We start from the raw sequence: 15,201 nt of genomic DNA, 5'->3' as shown, positions 1-15,201 counted from the left end.
TCACGGCCAAAACTCGTGAGAGGGGCTGACCATGACAAAGGACCACAGCTGCAATCATTCCGACTGGTTGCGCACGAACTGCGTGGCGCGCTCGGGCCGGCAGGGTTGCGGTTCTGGTACGGGCACGCGTATGGCGCTGATCTTCTTATGAACAGCCATGGACAGTTATGGTGGTGACTGGTCGAAAGAGGGTCAGCTCGTGACCTTGCATATTTACGTTATAGTCGAGCATGCTTCATTTGACCCGGATTTTTCTGATGGAACAATGAACAATCACTTCGGTTAGGGCACCAGATGCAACCAAGGTCGTCATGCATCCCATCGCGGCCTAATAATCCTCGTATACAAAGCCGGTCACCCGACCGACTTTTGCTTTGGTCCTGTTAGTCCAGGAGATCCCTATGAACATCCGCTTGTCCACGCTTTTGTCATGTGTCTCCGCTGTAACCCTGTCCTCACCTTCGATCTCATCCGCGCAGGTGAAAGGGGCGGTTGGCCTGGCGTCCGATGTCGTTGTCCAGGGCTCCATCCTCGAACCGGAAAAGCTTCGGGTCGAGAATGACGCCAAGCTCACCGCTCTTATCAAGGCTCCTGAAGGATTCAAGGTTGAGGTTTTTGCCCGCGACCTGATCAATCCGCGTATGTTGGCGGTGTCCGACAAGGGTATTGTCTACGCCACACGCCGCTCTATCGGGGACGTCGTCATGCTCAAGGGTAACAACGCTGTCGGTAGAGCGGATAGCGCGGTGACCGTCGCGAGCCGTCCTGGATTGCATGGCATCGCCTTTGATGGCAACACGGTGTTTTTAGTCACGATCCATGACGTTTACACTGCCGATGTCATGGAAGACGGGACATTTGGTCCACTGACGCGCATCATTAACGATCTTCCGGATGCCGGGCAGCATGCCAACCGCACGCTTGGCATTGGTCCCGATGGGATGCTGTACGTCACGGTGGGCAGCACTTGTAACGAGTGCCAAGACGATAATCCGGAAAATGCCACGATCCTTCGGGCAAGCAAGGACGGCAGGACCCGTTCGATCTTTGCCAGTGGTCTGCGCAACACGATTGGCTTCGATTGGGAACCAACCACCGGTGCGCTCTATGGCATGGATCATGGCATCGATTGGCTTGGCGACGAAGTACAGGTCGAGGAATTGAACCTGATCGGAAAGGGCAAGAAGTATGGCTGGCCTTATGTCTACGGCATGAGCGGATTGAACCCCCGCATGGATCCGCCTGAGGGCATCACGCTCGAAGACTGGGCCAAGCAATCGACAGAGCCCGTCCTCGGTTACACTGCACACAGTGCTCCGATGCAGATGGCGTTCTACGACGGCAACGCCTTTCCGGCGGATTATCGGGGTGACGCTTTCGTTGCCATGCGCGGGTCGTGGAACCGCCGTCCACCGAGCGGCTACGAGATCGTCCGCGTCAATTTTGAAAATGGCAAACCTGTTGCATTTGAAAAGTTTCTGGAAGGCTTTTTGCTTGATCAGGGAAGCGGCAAATACGGCTATCTCGGACGTCTGACGGGCGTGGCGGTCGGCACGGATGGTTCGCTATACGTGGCCGATGACAGCAACGGCACGGTCTACAAGGTATCTTACGAGGGTGGTTCGACACAGACGGCGGGAGCAGCCCCCGTTCCCAATATCGTGACTGATATGCCAGCATCGAAGATCGCGATCGATCTTGTCAATTCAAAGAACGCTGACGCCATTGCGGTTGGAGCCGCGTTCGAAAAGGACGGACCAATCCCGTTGCAATACGCTGCCGATGGCGACGATGCATCGCCGGCGCTGGAATGGAGCGAGCCGCCGACGGGCACCAGGTCCTTTGTTATCGTTTGTGACGATCCCGATGCGGCTGATCCAAAGCCATTCACGCACTGGATAACCTACGACGTACCGGCTACAACTATAAAGTTGCGCGAGGGAATTCCCAGCGTCCCAGTGCTGCAGGAGCCCGAGGGCATGAAGCAGGGTGCCAACAGCAGGGGTTCAATTGGTTACACAGGCCCGAAGCCGCCCGTCGGCGATCCCGCTCATCATTATCATTTCCAGGTCTTTGCACTGGACGTCGACACGCTTGGGCTTGAACCGGGCGCACAGCGCGACGCGGTGCTGAGTGCCATGGAGGGCCATGTGCTTTCAAAAGGTGAGATCGTCGGAACATTTGAACGCAAGATGGCATCGAAATAGGAGTACTGCGAGGTAAGGGCTGTGACTTTGCACTGTTAGCGTGACATCCATTGGCGAAAACAATCCCTATGGAAGGACGCTGGGTGACCTTCATACAGAACTGATCTGGTTGCCATCAATCTATGCGCGCCCCAGCGTGGCCCGCACCTCCATGATTCGACGTCCTCAACGTCGCCCGGGGGCGGACAATAGCCAATTGCCCCGTCAAGCGACCAAAGTCCTCCGCTTCCGCTTTTAACAATTTTAATATGCGATAACTCTAGGCGTTATAAGCCCCGGGTGCTCACCATTACCTCCCTCTGCCGCCCGTCTAGAAAATGCTAAACCGCGGGAATGTAACTATATGCCTACACTCGCTCTGGGGGCCGGACGCAAGGTGGATATTCAACAATTGGTGCATAATAAATGGTGGATGTTGATAATTCGACTGGAGTAATTGGGCACAGGTCACCGAGAGGACGTTATGTCACGCGGGTACGATAGCTGCGCTAACGTACGACCATAGAGCGCGGGCTTAAACAGTTGTTTGACTTTACATTGCGTGAAACCGCCGCATTCTTCTCGCATGGCTTTTAGAGATCTCACATCCACAACTAATGCAACGCTCATTGTGACGGGAGACCTCTGTGTCGTCGGAGGGGGCATCGCAGGATTGCTCCTTGCAATTCGCGTTGCCCGGGCTGGTCGGAAGGTAATTGTATTAGAGAGTGGTAAAAAGGAATTTGATTCCGAGATCCAAAACCTGAACTTCGTGGATGACGAGTCTGGACGATACGGCCGCGAGCTATCCGGTCGTTACCGTGGGTTGGGAGGAACGTCGAGCCGTTGGGGCGGGAGGATGATACCCCTCAGCGATCGAGATACTGACGAGCGGCCGCATGTCGATCTGCCCGCTTGGCCGATCAACATCGCGGGCCTGGATAGCTATTCGGATGAGATAGAACGCTTTTTCGGGGTAGCTAACGGCCCGTTTGATCAGACAGCGATGCAAGGCATCGGGGAAGACCTTTTGTCGGATGATAGTATGGAAGTCCGATGGGCGAAATGTCCAGCGTTCACTAAATGCAACGTTGCAACACTGTTAAAACGGGAACTGCAAATCACTCCAAATCTTGAAATTTGGCTCGACGCAACTGCTTGCAATTTTACCGTTAACCGTGAAACTGGGCGATTGGCCGAGTTGGCAGCTCGGAATTCCGCTGGCAAGACGATACACGTCGTCGCAAAGCACTATGTGCTTGCCGCAGGGACAATCGAAAGTACGAGGCTGCTACTTCTGATGGACCGATGCGCCGATGGGCAGGTGTTCGGAAAGGCCAGCGTGCTGGGTCATTACTTTCAAGATCACCTCAAAATTGAGGTCGCTGAAATAGCGCGTGCCTACGCGAACTTGACCAATCGCTTTTTTGCATACCGTTTTTTAAACGCCACCCGACGCGATCTTCATTTGGAGTTACCACATCACGCGCAAGAAGAGGCGGGGACTGGTAGCGCTTTTGCCTACATCGCAATGGACTTTGCCAACGGCCCACTTGCGGGCCTCAAGAAACTTATGCAGGGTCTGCAGCGCCGACAGTTCAACTGGAAGGAGCTTTCTCTTTTGCCGCAGAGCGCGGGCATATTGAGTAAGGCCGCCTATTGGCGGCTGATGAGAAGTCAGCTCTATGTTCCACCCGATGTCAAATTCAAGGTGATGCTTTGCGCGGAACAGCTACCAAATTGGCAGAACACGATTTCGCTATCATCTGCCACAGACATATTGGGAATCCCGAAAGCGAAACTAGATTGGCGGCCGATGGAAAGTGAAGAACGCACCTTTCGGGCCACAATCGCGCGACTCAGACTATATTGGGAAGCAGCCGGCCTCAATCTCGTTTGCCCGCTTATCTGGTCTTGGACGGCTCTGGATAACGATGCAGCCATCATTCCGTACGCCGAGGCATGTGCGCACCCGTCAGGAACCACCCGCATGGGAACTGACCCAAAAAAGTCGATTGTCGACGCTGATCTGCGTTGTCATGCGGTTCCCAACCTTTCAGTGGTAAGTGCATCGGTTTTCCCCACGGCGGGAAGTGCCAATCCGACGTTCACAATAATGAAGCTGGCCTTCTTTTTTGCCGACACTTACTTAGCTAAGAGCTAGGGGTGCTACCGGGGACCCCATGAAGGCGCTACTTCAAATATCTGAGCATTTAATTTGGGTCGAAGAAATCCAACCGTAGGTGGTCCTAGCTTCCGCTTCAGTCTGAAAAAACCTTGTGCTCGCTGAAGCTGCAATGCAAAATTGTGACCTGCCCTGAAGAAACTGATGTTATGTCGGACGTCAAACTTTCGCGAAATCATGTCACATCCCCCGCGCTGCGGGTTTGGCCGAATTGGAAGATACAATAACACGCTCGGCTCTCGGGATAATTCCCGCTTTGATAGCATTGATTGACACTTCGGTCGCGGCCAGCAATCAGATCGAGATTGATCCGCCGGCCATCGGCATCGCCGCCAAAAGCCTTTGCGAACTCTAGCAATATTTGTCCCAGACACTGACCTTGCGCCTGTGGCTAGGATGAAGTGGCTGCGTAGGGCTGGAGACAGAGCTTTAAAAACGACGGTTGAGCAGACTCTGATGCGCGGGTTGAATACCGCATTTCCGTGTGTTCGTCCTGGGGCTACCTCGATCTGCCAGCGGGCGTCGAGACGGTGCAATCACGATGCACTCATATCCAAGATCCATGATCTGACGATGTAGGCCATATCCGGTCGGACCAGCCTCATAACAAAACGAGAGCTGGCGCTGATCGTCGTTGAGTTTCGAACGCTGGAGCCTTCACATTCAACAGCCCCTCGGGGCCATGCGCGTTAAAGCGCTCAACCCAGTCCCGCACAATCTGCATGGTCACGCCGCCGATTCTGGCGGCCTCGCCGCGCGTTGCTCCATCATAAATCTGCGCGAGAGCCAGAAGCCGCGCGTCTGGACGGCATCTTTCGACACCCGCGCCGCCTTGCGCAGGTCGTCGCTGACAAAGTCCGTTCGAAGGTGAGGTGCTGAGCCCATGACAAACCTCCTGTTTGCAATATGGATTCAGATTCATCGCGCTTTGTGAACCATCAAGAGTCAAAGACTGTGCCGGTTGGTATTACTGCGACCGTTTTGCAAATAAAATAAGAAACTAAGAACGGAGAGCCCACCCGCAGCATATAAGCGGGAACAAATAGATCTTGGAGCGGTTAGGGTAACGTTGCGAGGCCCCCCACGTCGCAACAACTGACCGCTTCGATTCGGTCGTTGGCCCGGCCGCCTAGCGACCGGGCCTTTTAACGCCGACCACGAAAGGCTGTCGGGTTTCTGGTATAGGCGATTACCTGCGCGCCCACGCTCCAAGCGTTTGAGTCCAGTTCAACGACATACGCCGTCGTCCTCCAGCTTTCTTAAGGCTTCGTCAAGCGTTAGGGTTTGCTGCCGGGAAGAGCGCTCTTGTCGAGTGGACCTGCTGGCTGTGTGTTTTTCTGCTCCTTGCCCTCAACCGCCGCAGTCGGCGCTGGTTCGGCGAAAACAATTGAGTAAACCACGAGGGCACCGAGTGTCAGCGACAACACAATTCCCAGTGCTGGAAGGGTGACTTCGCGATCCATAGTCCTACCTTCAATCTAGCCAGTTTGGCTGTTCCAAAATGCCGCCAGCAGGAGGTTGCTAGCTGCCAAAGAATTCCGGGCCCTTTGGACCCCGTTAACTCGACCTCCTCGCTCTGAAGGCTTGAAACTTGCAAGGGCTTGATCACAGGGGCGATATTGTTGGACGTCATCACCGCCCCGGAGCCCGCAAACTCCCGGCCTTGCCATGGGTGAGAAGTTCGGACGGTGAAACTGCCCATGGGAAGGGTGGTAGCTAACGATCATCTCACGACCTCAGGGCGTGTAGCGGCCAGAGTGACCCGCCGTCTGTCATCAGCCGGTTTTTGACTTCAGCATGTCGAGGTGGTCGAGATGCTCCTTGATCTGTCCTCGGGCGAGCTTGGTCACGCCGAGATGCTCGCGGTTCTGGCCCACCTTCAGGTAGTCCTCCTGGATCCTCAGCAGCTTCGTGTGGCCGTCGAGCTGGCCGGTGACGTACGCCTTGTCGAAGTCCTTTCCGGACGCTGACTTCAGCTTGTCGAGCGATGCCTTGCCTTCTGCGTCGAGCATTGCTTGCACTTCCGATTCCGACGGTGGTTTCAGTGCGCCTTCGGCCTTATCTCCCATCTCCATGGACTTTAGGACGTCGGCAATCGTCTCCTGCTCGGCGACCTCCCACTTAGCGAATGCCTTCACCATCGGGTCCGACGCCTGCTCGACTGCTACGCGGCTGCTCGCAAGCGACAGCGAGCCGACCTTCTTCGTGTCATCGGCATGCTTCTTTTCAGTGTCGCCGGCAGAGGAGGCGGTTTGGGCTAAAGCTGGTCCTGAAAGCAGTGTCGGGACGGCGGCAGCGAAGGCTGCGGATGTTAGCAAAGTGCGGCGATTCATGACTATCTCCTTGTGTGAACGCAACAGCGAACCACCATCTCGCGTAAAAGTTCCGTTGAAAAAACAAGATGGGGTAGTCCGAGAAAATCGCGTCCGATGGCGCGGACATTGAAAGTACGAGCGAGCGTCAGCACGCCTTCACATCCTTTAGGGCGCTGCGGCTGTTGGGCTGATCGCAGCCACTTCTGAAGCTTTGATTCTGGACATATTTCCGATCCGCAAAGCTCGTGGAAGTGGGCGCCTTTTAGGATCAGCCCGACGATTTCACATTGTGACCATCGGCCTTTTCTGTCTCGCCATTTTTCAACGTTGATATTCTGTGGAACAGAGTTCCCCCGCACTGGTTGAGCTTCCCGAGGGAACAGGTCCTGCAACTCCCATTGCACAGAGGAAAAAACAGTGAGAGGTCGAGAATTTATGACGGTCCAGGTTGTCACCGCGAAGCCAACCGGCACCGTTGAGGATGTTGCCCGCATCATGCCCGAAATTGATAGCGGTGCTATTCCGGTTATCAACGATAACGTGGTCGTTGCGATAATTACAGACGGCGATATTGTCATCCGTGTGGTTACGGAACAAAAGGATGGGCTTACTCCGGTGTCCGATGTCATGACAACCGGTGTGGAAAGGTGCCTAGAAAATGATGAGATTTCTGAAGCCACTTGGCGGATAAACGAGATCAAAATGCGTCGGCTCGTCGTTTTTGATGGCGACCGCACCGGGTTCGTCTCGCTCGGAGATATTGCTATCGAGCATCAAGGTGACTTGATCAGCCGCGCTGGCGGAAACATTGCAGGACAACTGATGGATGGACGAACCTCCAGCGCACATAGGCGCAGATGGACGCAGTGTTATGGTTGACCGATCACCTAAAGCAGTAGCCGAGCGACGGGCACGTCGCGCCGAACGGCGGCAGGAGCAGCGCGACGCAAATGTCGGGCGCGCCGAGAAAATGCATCATGCCAGGGTCGGCGCTCAGGACGGCCAAAAGGAGGTCGACAACGGACCGACATTAATGGGCCGAACCTTTATTGGCTGCTCGGGTTGGTACTATTGGCACTGGAAAGGAAATTTTTATCCGGCCGATGCTCCATCGAATGAAATGTTCAATATATACCAGTCGAACTTCGAGACGGTCGAACTCAATGCACCATTCTATTCCTGGCCGACCATTGCTGTTGTACGAACGTGGCTTCGACAAGCGAAGCCTAACTTCGTCTATACGGTCAAGGTTAGTGAACTCATCACGCACGTCAAGCGCTTCGAGGACACTGAAACCTTGGTGGAAGACTTCGCATATATTGCCGACCTGCTCGGTCAACAAATGGGGTGCTTCCTGTTTCAGTTGCCACCAAGCGTCCGCTATAGTGAAGAGACGTTGCATCTGATCCTATCGCAATTAAGTCGTTCACGTCGTAACGTGGTCGAATTCCGGCACAAGAGTTGGTGGAATGAGACTGTGTTCAGTGCCTTTAAAGAGGCTGGGGCAATCTTCTGCTCATGCAGCGGCCCTCGGTTGCCGGACGAGTTGGTACGCACGGCCGACGATGTCTACGTCCGTTTCCACGGAACCAAAACTTGGTATCGCCATGACTACAGCGACAACGAGCTAATAATTTGGGCAGAGCGGATCCGTGCGAGTGGAGCTGAGACGACATGGGTCTATTTCAACAATGATCGCGACGGCTACTCGATAAAAAACGCAAAGCGACTGGCGGAGCTCTTGAGGGCGTGACCCGTCGAAAATTTACATGGGTTGGATCAACACGGCAGCGAAGTGTCGCGCCCATGACGTCCTCACTGATGCAGCCGGGCACCTTTGTAAATGTAAGAGCATTCGTCTCGTGGTGATAAACACGTTCGGTGGTCCCGTGACTAAAGCAGGTTGCGGTTTACCTGATTCAGGATTGAACGAAGCCGCTCGCGCGGCATTTGGAGCGCGGATTTGCATAATGAGCTTCTGATTTGAACGATTGGGCTGTTTCAGCCCAACCTTTGAACAGGATGACGATGACAGAGATGAGCCCGCTACGCCGGCGCATGACCGATGACATGACGATCCGCAATCTTTCGCCAGCGACGCAACGATCGTATTTGCGTGCGGTGACGAAGTTCTCGCGTTATTTCGGGCGATCGCCGGACCGTCTTGGACTGGAAGACGTGCGGGCGCTTCAGGTGCGTCTGGTGTGGTCGGGCCTATCGTGGCCGGCCTTGAACCAAACGGTCTGCGCCCTGCGGTTCTTCTTTGGCATCACCCTTGGTCATGCCGAGATACCTGAGCGCATTGCCTATGCCCGGACACCTGGCAAGCTGCCAACGATCCTAAACGGCGACGATATCGTGCGGTTTCTGGAAGCGGTTCCGAGCCTGAGGACCCGCACCGCACTGACAACAGCGTATGCGGCGGGGCTGCGTGCCTCGGTAGCTGTCCATCTCAAGGTCCGCGACATTGATGGCGAACGCGGCATCATCCGCGTCGAGCATGGCAAGGGCGGCAAGGATCGCAACGTCATGCTGTCAGCGCAGTTGCTCGCGATCCTGCGGGTCTATGGGCGGCTGGCGAGACCCGAGGTCTGGCGGTTTCTCGGCCGCGACGAGACCAAGCCCATCGACGTCCAGGTTCTGTATTCTGCCTGCCGTTCGGCGTGCAATGCTGCCGGCATCCACAAAAGGGTGACGGTGCATACGCTGCGCCATAGCTTTGCTACCCGTCTTCCGGAAAGCGGAACCGACATCCGCATCATCCAAGTATTGCTCGGCCACAACAATCTGTCCACCACGGCACGTTACGCGAAGGTTTCCAATACTCTGATCCGCGGCACGACCAGCCCGCTCGACCGGCTGATGCTGGAGGTGGTGCCGCCAAGCTGAGCAAGCTCCGCCCATGGCGGCGGGGCTGGAGGTGGCGGATATTTTTTGGCCGCCACGGGGAAAGATATCGTCAAAAACACGACGCTCATCTCGGGCGTGTCGAACGCCGGGTCATGAGTGCGATTGAGATGTGCCGGACCGCTCGTCTGGGCGGCCATGTCCAGCAATGTCAGGACTGCGCGGCGTTCCGCATCGCCTGTAATTCCTGCCGCAACCGGCATTGCCCGAAGTGCAAGGGACACGCGAGCCGTGACTGGCTTGCTGCACGGCAGGCCCACCTTCTGCCTGTCGGCTATTTCCACGTCGTGTTCACCGTGCCGCAGGAGATTGCGGCGATCACCTTCCAGAACAAAGCGGCGCTCTATGCGATCCTATTCCGCGCTGTCGCCGAGACGTTGCGCAAGCTTGCCGCCGACCCAAGACATCTGGGTGCCGAGATCGGCTTCATTGCGGTGCTGCACTCCTGGGGCCAGAACCTCCATTACCACCCGCATATCCATTGCATCGTGCCGGGCGGCGGATTGTCGGCAGACCAGTCCCGTTGGGGCGCCTTCCGACCAAACTTCTTCCTGCCTGTGCGGATCCTATCGCGACTGTTCCGGCGGCTGTTACTTGAAGGGCCTGCGCCAACTTCAATTCTTCGGCGATATTGCCGGTCTGGCCGATCCGGTCGCCTTCAGTCGAACCATCAAAGCAGCGCGTCGCATCGACTGGGTGGTCTATGCCAAGCCGCCATTTGCCGGACCCGAACAGGTGCTGGCCTATCTTGGCCGCTACCCATCGCATTGCCATCTCCAATTCCCGACTTGTCAGGATCAATGGCCATCAGGTCACTTTCCGTTGGAAGGATTATCGAACGGGCGGGCCCCAAAAGGTGACGACACTCGATGCCCACGAGGTCGTCCGCCGTTTCTTACTGCATACGGTTCCGGACGGCTTTCACCGCATTCGTCATTACGGCCTGCTTGCCAATGGCCATCGACAACTGAAGCTGGATCTGTGCCGAAGCCTGCTCGACGTCCCACTGCCGGAGCAGCCGGTGGAAGAACCGGACGCAAAGCCACCACCTCTGACGCATCTCTGCCCCTGTTGCGGCGGAGCCATGACGATCATCGGCGCGTGGACCCCGATCCAGCCGGGCTGCCGACCAGCATGGGAAGACAGTTCATGATCATACCTCGCGCGCCATCAGTCGAACGATCAGCGTCGGTGTGCCGAGCAGCCGCGAGGCTGGTGCTTTGGCCGATCGCGCCTGAGCGCGGCAAAGCGCAACAGCACCAACGGTTCGGTCGAGGCAAACCAGCCGACAGGGGTGTCAGAGCCACCGCAACTACCGGCAGCTATCTCCTTTCCAGCCCTGTCCGTGCTCCGCCAAGGCTCGAACCTGCAAAAACGCCATCCGCCGCTTCGGATAAATCCACATAGCGCCAAACAACCCGCGCCTTCGCTCAATCCGGCTTCAATGAGGTCCGATCAGTGAATGCCTCTGGCGCACTTCCGGCCTAAACAGGACGTCATCGACCCAACGCTCGTAAACGTCGAGTTCTGTTGGCATGAGGTTAAAGTCGCCTGCGAGGAAGACGGGCACGTCCAGTTCCAACAATTCCGTAGCGTAATCTTGGGCCTCTTAAACCACCGAAGCTTGTATTGGAGCTTCGTCCCTGGCGCGGGGTTGCCGTTGGGCAAGTAAAGGCAGCCGATGATGACGCCATCTATCGCTGCTTCGATGTAACGGCTTTGGAGGTCGTCTGGCTCACCTGGTAGGCCGCGCCGCGTCTGATGCGGGTCGTGCCCTTGGCCAGGATGGCAACACCGTTCCAGGATTTCTGTCCATTCCAAATCGCGCCATATCCCGCGTCCTCGATTGCCTTAACTGGGAAGCTCTCTTGTGGCGCTTTCAATTCTTGCAGGCACACCACGTCTGGTTGGGATTCTTCCAGCCAACGCAAAAGAACGGGCAAGCGCCCATTCACATCGTTGACGTTGTAGGTGGCGATCTTCATCAGCGTTTATGATCGCCTTTGTCGCCCTCACCAGATTTCGCAGTCGTCTTTGCCTTGGTGCCCCGGTCGGCGGCAAGTGATTTGCCGACGTCGACGGACTCCTTGAACTTCCCGTCCTCGTCGCGCCGCACGTAACGTTTATCAGTGCCTGTATCGATAAGTTCTCGCTTTGACATATTGCTCTCCTTAATCGTGAGTTGAGTTGCGGAAATTGCGAGCGAACCGTCTTGCGGTTAGCTCGTTCAGCTAAAAGAGCCCACTGCCGGAAGCTCTGAATTCTTTTCAGTCGTAGGATCATCGGGAAAGGCTTGTGCTTCGAACCACAGGTTAACTGCCTCGTGGATGGCGAGGAACGAAGGTTCCAATGTTTCCTGGCGTTCAAGATCATCGTCTTTCAGATTTTCTTTCGGCCCTTTGATCATTGGATTTCCTCCGGTTCCGCAAAAACTCAGAACGAGCCGCTTGGTTCCGGTGGCTCCTCATGCCAATCATCATGATAGCGCGTTTCGATATTTTTAGTCGGACGCCGCTCGCTTTGGTCTGCGCTGGTCGCCTCCTCAGGGCTGGAAGTTCAACACCCCTGGGTCACGCCGCTCGATATTTTGACCTACGCGGCGGAGCGTCGATCTCAAGCACATGTCAGGTAGCAAGTCGCCCGAGCATCTGTGCACCATCCCCAACAAAAACGTAAAACCAATCTCGATGTTCCCAGAAGCCAGCACTCCATCGATTTTTCTACCGGGAAGGGCTGCCTCTGCACGCGGTTACCTCACCGCTTCGTCGTGAGCGCCAGAAGCCCATCATAAAGCGCGGTTGCGAGGGGATCGACATCGGGCGTTTCCTCGTGGAGCCTGAATGTGCTCGCAACAAGCTTGCCGCGGCCAAGACGCTTTTCAATGATGAAGGCTGCAGGCTTATGGACCCAGCCGATGACGACGCCTGAATGAACGCGGCCGTGAAACTCCCAGGGGCGAAAACCGGCCATTACCTGGTGCGGCACGACGCCAGTGAAGGACAGATCGAACAGGGGGGCGCCGGGAATGTGGGCGAAAACCCCGTCGCGCCGCAGCCAGGAGAAGTTGCCGACCCAGTCGCCGCGCCAGATCGACTTGTGGCGGTTGACGAGATTGTATCCCGGGAAGCTGAAGTAGGGTCCTGAAATCATGCCCCCGGAACCCGGATCGATTGCGACCGACATCGGACCATCACGTGGGGCAAGATCATCACGCAGGCGGCCGGGCTCTTTGGCTACGATCTGCAGCACGCGCTGTCCAGAATGGATGGACTCAACGCGTTCGCCGTCGATATCGTGGGTGACGAAGACATCTGCCTGATCCGGCGAAACACTGACATGGCCGAGGGCTGTCAGCCGCTCGGATATCGTGTCATCGTCTGATGCAAATCGTATTGACGGCCGGGCGTCGCGCCTACCGTAGAGCGATATCGTCTCGGAATTTTCCGACAGAACACGTCCATCCGGCCCTACAATGCGGAAGCCCGCCGTTGATATCTTGCATGCCGACGCCGAATTTGTCGTCACGGAAACCGGGATATCATGAACCTGCATCGGCCCAATTGCCGGCAACCTTATTTCGCCCTTTTCCATACCGAGTTCCCAGACGAGATGGCTGCCCTCAGGCAGCGTCGCGCCGCCGGTTGAAAGTTTGGCATCGAACGCGACCGTCTGGCCGCCGTAGACCGCATGGCGGACAGCGCCCGGCGCGATGACGATATCGGAATTGACGGCCGGCAGCGCCTGCGCGAATACGCGCGGATTGCGCGCCATGTCCATTAGGCCGTTACCTTCCCAATGGACGTCGGTGAATTCGGTGATCACGTAGCCGCCGATCGGAGCGTGCGTCCGGATGATCTCGATCTCGTATTTGAGGTTCATGTACTGGTACCACTGAACCTGCTCGATGAAGCCGCTGACGTCGCCGAAGACCTGGCCGAGGCCGAGTTCACGGAAGCGGGCCTCCATGCCCTGGGGCAGCGCCGTGCCGTCCGCCCAGGTCGCGCCGTAAGCCATCCACCACGGGTCGCGGCCGCTTTCGTCGCGCAGACGGGCAGGGTCGGGCAAGCCCCACACGCCGAATTCTGAGAGGATCAGCGGTTCGTTCCGGGTGCGCACCGCTTCCTTCTCGGTCGAAAAGGTCCAGTCTGCATTGCCGGCAAATTCGCGGCAGAGGGCGTGCCATTCCTCTCGACGATCAACGGCGGTTCGATAGAAATGGTAGTCGTTGATGTCGGTCTTGACGTGGACGTTGGGGAAGCAGGCGGAGTTGTCGACGACGAGGCGCAACGGGTCTTCGGCGCGCAGCCAGTCGACCATGCCGGAAATCCACTGCCGCTGCTCGGCGGCTTCGCGAAGCCGCGTGCCCCAGTCTTCGTTGATCAGCGTCCAGATGACAATCGAGGGGTGATTGCGGTCGCGGGCAAGAATGCCTTCCATTGTCTTGCGCAGGCGCTCGGCGGAGGCGGGCGTGAAGGTCTCGATATTGGGAATCTCGGTCCAGACCAACATGCCGAGCCGGTCGGCGACCTCGTAATAGCGGGGGTCCGGCACCTTGATATGGCAGCGCAGGCAATTGAGTCCCATGGCTTTCGCCTTGCGCAACTGGTCTTCGAGAAGGTCGAGGGAGGGCGGCGCGCCAAAACCGTCGGGGTAATAATCCTGGTCGAGCGCTGCGCGCAAATAGAGCGGCGCACCATTCAGAAGCAGGAAGCCGTCCTTGGCTTCAAAGCAGCGGAAGCCGAAGTTTTCTCGCCGGCTATCGATCTCGATGCCATCGGCAACGAGGGTCGTCCTGATCGAATAGACGTTGGGACGTTCCGGCGACCAGGGCTGCGTCGTGTCGAGCTGGATTGAAAGGCTGAGTGTGTCTGCCGCAACTGGAAGCGTGCCGGAAAAGACAGCTGTGCCCTCTGGGTCGGTGACTTCGAGCTTCAGCGAACCTGAGATCGCGCCTGCGAAACTCGCTTTGAGATCGAGCCTGCCTTCAGGCCAGATGGGGTCGAGGCGCAAGGATGAAATATGAAGCTTGTGACGTGCCTCAAGCCGCACGGGCTGCCAGATGCCGCCCTGCGGGCCGTACCAGCTCTGCTTGCCATGAGGGATTTCGGCAAAATCAGTATCGTGCTCGTTGCGATGCCCGTCGGGCAGGGAGGCGATAACCTCGATGGTATTGTCGGCCTTTAGGAGACCCGCGGGAATGACAAATTCAAAGGGAAGATAGCCGCCCTCATGACGGCCGATTTCGGTGCCGTTGACGGAGACGATTGCAAAATCGCTGACGGCGCCGAAGCAAATGGCGATTTCCCGACCGTTCCACTCCGCTAGCAACGTGAAATCCTTGCGATAGGTTGCCGTTCCGAAACTGACGGCCAGATCCTCGAAGCAAGCTTGCCAGTGCGCAGGTACCTTTGCCTGCCGCCATGCGCCATCGGTTTCGTGGCGGAACTGCCAGGTACCGTCAAGAGAAAGCATGGCGCGGAGAGGCGTATTCGCTGGTGGTAGCGACTGGGAATGCGCATTCATCGGATTGTCCTTGGAAGGTCGGCGATTGATAACGGGATACGCGCGTTGCAGCGCGTATCCCGCGGGAGACCAACCCCTCGGAAGG

12 protein-coding genes and 2 pseudogenes are annotated in these 15,201 nt (G+C 56.8%); 6 read left to right on the top strand and 8 right to left on the bottom strand.

The genetic code is table 11. The features are described from left to right. The first annotated feature begins 401 nt into the window (after positions 1 to 401). The gene (locus tag ACP7E6_RS23930) at positions 402 to 2,207 is read left to right on the top strand and encodes a YbhB/YbcL family Raf kinase inhibitor-like protein (RefSeq protein WP_426232192.1); all 1,806 of its coding nucleotides are present in this window, start codon (positions 402 to 404) and stop codon (positions 2,205 to 2,207) included. Positions 2,208 to 2,772: 565 nt separating this feature from the next. Further along, the gene (locus tag ACP7E6_RS23925; RefSeq protein WP_426232191.1) at positions 2,773 to 4,350 is read left to right on the top strand and encodes a GMC oxidoreductase; all 1,578 of its coding nucleotides are present in this window, start codon (positions 2,773 to 2,775) and stop codon (positions 4,348 to 4,350) included. A gap of 622 nt (positions 4,351 to 4,972) precedes the next feature. Here the strand turns inward: ACP7E6_RS23925 and ACP7E6_RS23920 are convergent. The 4 genes from ACP7E6_RS23920 to ACP7E6_RS23905 all read right to left on the bottom strand — a co-directional run bounded on the left by ACP7E6_RS23920 (position 4,973) and on the right by ACP7E6_RS23905 (position 6,704). Continuing rightward, on the bottom strand, positions 4,973 to 5,146 hold the full coding sequence (locus ACP7E6_RS23920) for a helix-turn-helix domain-containing protein (protein WP_426232263.1): 174 nt from the start codon (positions 5,144 to 5,146) through the stop codon (positions 4,973 to 4,975). Continuing rightward, entirely contained in the window at positions 5,098 to 5,256 is a 159-nt protein-coding gene (locus ACP7E6_RS23915; protein WP_426232271.1) for a hypothetical protein, read from the bottom strand. Before ACP7E6_RS23915 ends, ACP7E6_RS23920 begins: the two co-directional genes overlap by 49 nt. A 392-nt stretch (positions 5,257 to 5,648) precedes the next feature. Further along, the gene (locus ACP7E6_RS23910) at positions 5,649 to 5,834 is read right to left on the bottom strand and encodes a hypothetical protein (RefSeq protein ID WP_426232190.1); all 186 of its coding nucleotides are present in this window, start codon (positions 5,832 to 5,834) and stop codon (positions 5,649 to 5,651) included. A 312-nt stretch (positions 5,835 to 6,146) separates the two neighbouring features. Next, entirely contained in the window at positions 6,147 to 6,704 is a 558-nt protein-coding gene (locus ACP7E6_RS23905) for a DUF4142 domain-containing protein (RefSeq protein WP_426232189.1), read from the bottom strand. A 417-nt stretch (positions 6,705 to 7,121) separates the two neighbouring features. On the opposite strand from ACP7E6_RS23905, the gene ACP7E6_RS23900 reads away from it, so the two are divergent. The 4 genes and pseudogenes from ACP7E6_RS23900 to ACP7E6_RS23885 all read left to right on the top strand — a co-directional run bounded on the left by ACP7E6_RS23900 (position 7,122) and on the right by ACP7E6_RS23885 (position 10,746). Continuing rightward, on the top strand, positions 7,122 to 7,565 hold the full coding sequence (locus ACP7E6_RS23900; RefSeq protein ID WP_426232188.1) for a CBS domain-containing protein: 444 nt from the start codon (positions 7,122 to 7,124) through the stop codon (positions 7,563 to 7,565). Beyond that, complete coding sequence (locus tag ACP7E6_RS23895) at positions 7,558 to 8,439, top strand: DUF72 domain-containing protein (protein WP_426232187.1); 882 nt, start codon at positions 7,558 to 7,560, stop codon at positions 8,437 to 8,439. Before ACP7E6_RS23900 ends, ACP7E6_RS23895 begins: the two co-directional genes overlap by 8 nt. Positions 8,440 to 8,714: 275 nt before the next feature. Beyond that, complete coding sequence (locus tag ACP7E6_RS23890; protein ID WP_426232186.1) at positions 8,715 to 9,575, top strand: site-specific integrase; 861 nt, start codon at positions 8,715 to 8,717, stop codon at positions 9,573 to 9,575. A gap of 13 nt (positions 9,576 to 9,588) precedes the next feature. Beyond that, positions 9,589 to 10,746, top strand: a pseudogene (locus ACP7E6_RS23885) (IS91 family transposase). 306 nt (positions 10,747 to 11,052) lie between these two features. Here the strand turns inward: ACP7E6_RS23885 and ACP7E6_RS23880 are convergent. The 4 genes and pseudogenes from ACP7E6_RS23880 to ACP7E6_RS23865 all read right to left on the bottom strand — a co-directional run. Then, positions 11,053 to 11,578 (bottom strand): annotated as a pseudogene (locus ACP7E6_RS23880) (exodeoxyribonuclease III); the annotation flags it as partial. Further along, positions 11,578 to 11,754, bottom strand: a complete 177-nt coding sequence (locus ACP7E6_RS23875) for a hypothetical protein (RefSeq protein ID WP_426232185.1) — start codon at positions 11,752 to 11,754, stop codon at positions 11,578 to 11,580. The pseudogene ACP7E6_RS23880 and the gene ACP7E6_RS23875, both read right to left, overlap by 1 nt. Before the next feature lie 66 nt (positions 11,755 to 11,820). Beyond that, complete coding sequence (locus ACP7E6_RS23870) at positions 11,821 to 12,000, bottom strand: hypothetical protein (RefSeq protein WP_426232184.1); 180 nt, start codon at positions 11,998 to 12,000, stop codon at positions 11,821 to 11,823. A gap of 347 nt (positions 12,001 to 12,347) precedes the next feature. Further along, the gene (locus ACP7E6_RS23865) at positions 12,348 to 15,116 is read right to left on the bottom strand and encodes a glycoside hydrolase family 2 protein (RefSeq protein ID WP_426232183.1); all 2,769 of its coding nucleotides are present in this window, start codon (positions 15,114 to 15,116) and stop codon (positions 12,348 to 12,350) included. Between the last annotated feature and the right edge of the window lie 85 nt (positions 15,117 to 15,201).

The sequence above is a fragment of the Pararhizobium sp. DWP3-4 genome (assembly GCF_049898205.1).
Lineage (GTDB): Bacteria > Pseudomonadota > Alphaproteobacteria > Rhizobiales > Rhizobiaceae > Pararhizobium.
Note: the sequence above shows the minus strand (reverse complement) of the source record. Positions and strands in the feature narration are given on the sequence as shown.

Coding starts and splice junctions, on each gene's coding strand:
- ACP7E6_RS23865 (WP_426232183.1), bottom strand. CDS start 15,116: ATGAATGCGCATTCCCAGTCGCTACCACCAGCGAATACGCCTCTCCGC.
- ACP7E6_RS23910 (WP_426232190.1), bottom strand. CDS start 5,834: ATGGATCGCGAAGTCACCCTTCCAGCACTGGGAATTGTGTTGTCGCTG.
- ACP7E6_RS23925 (WP_426232191.1), top strand. CDS start 2,773: ATGGCTTTTAGAGATCTCACATCCACAACTAATGCAACGCTCATTGTG.
- ACP7E6_RS23915 (WP_426232271.1), bottom strand. CDS start 5,256: ATGGGCTCAGCACCTCACCTTCGAACGGACTTTGTCAGCGACGACCTG.
- ACP7E6_RS23900 (WP_426232188.1), top strand. CDS start 7,122: ATGACGGTCCAGGTTGTCACCGCGAAGCCAACCGGCACCGTTGAGGAT.
- ACP7E6_RS23890 (WP_426232186.1), top strand. CDS start 8,715: ATGACAGAGATGAGCCCGCTACGCCGGCGCATGACCGATGACATGACG.
- ACP7E6_RS23870 (WP_426232184.1), bottom strand. CDS start 12,000: ATGATCAAAGGGCCGAAAGAAAATCTGAAAGACGATGATCTTGAACGC.
- ACP7E6_RS23930 (WP_426232192.1), top strand. CDS start 402: ATGAACATCCGCTTGTCCACGCTTTTGTCATGTGTCTCCGCTGTAACC.
- ACP7E6_RS23905 (WP_426232189.1), bottom strand. CDS start 6,704: ATGAATCGCCGCACTTTGCTAACATCCGCAGCCTTCGCTGCCGCCGTC.
- ACP7E6_RS23875 (WP_426232185.1), bottom strand. CDS start 11,754: ATGTCAAAGCGAGAACTTATCGATACAGGCACTGATAAACGTTACGTG.
- ACP7E6_RS23895 (WP_426232187.1), top strand. CDS start 7,558: ATGGTTGACCGATCACCTAAAGCAGTAGCCGAGCGACGGGCACGTCGC.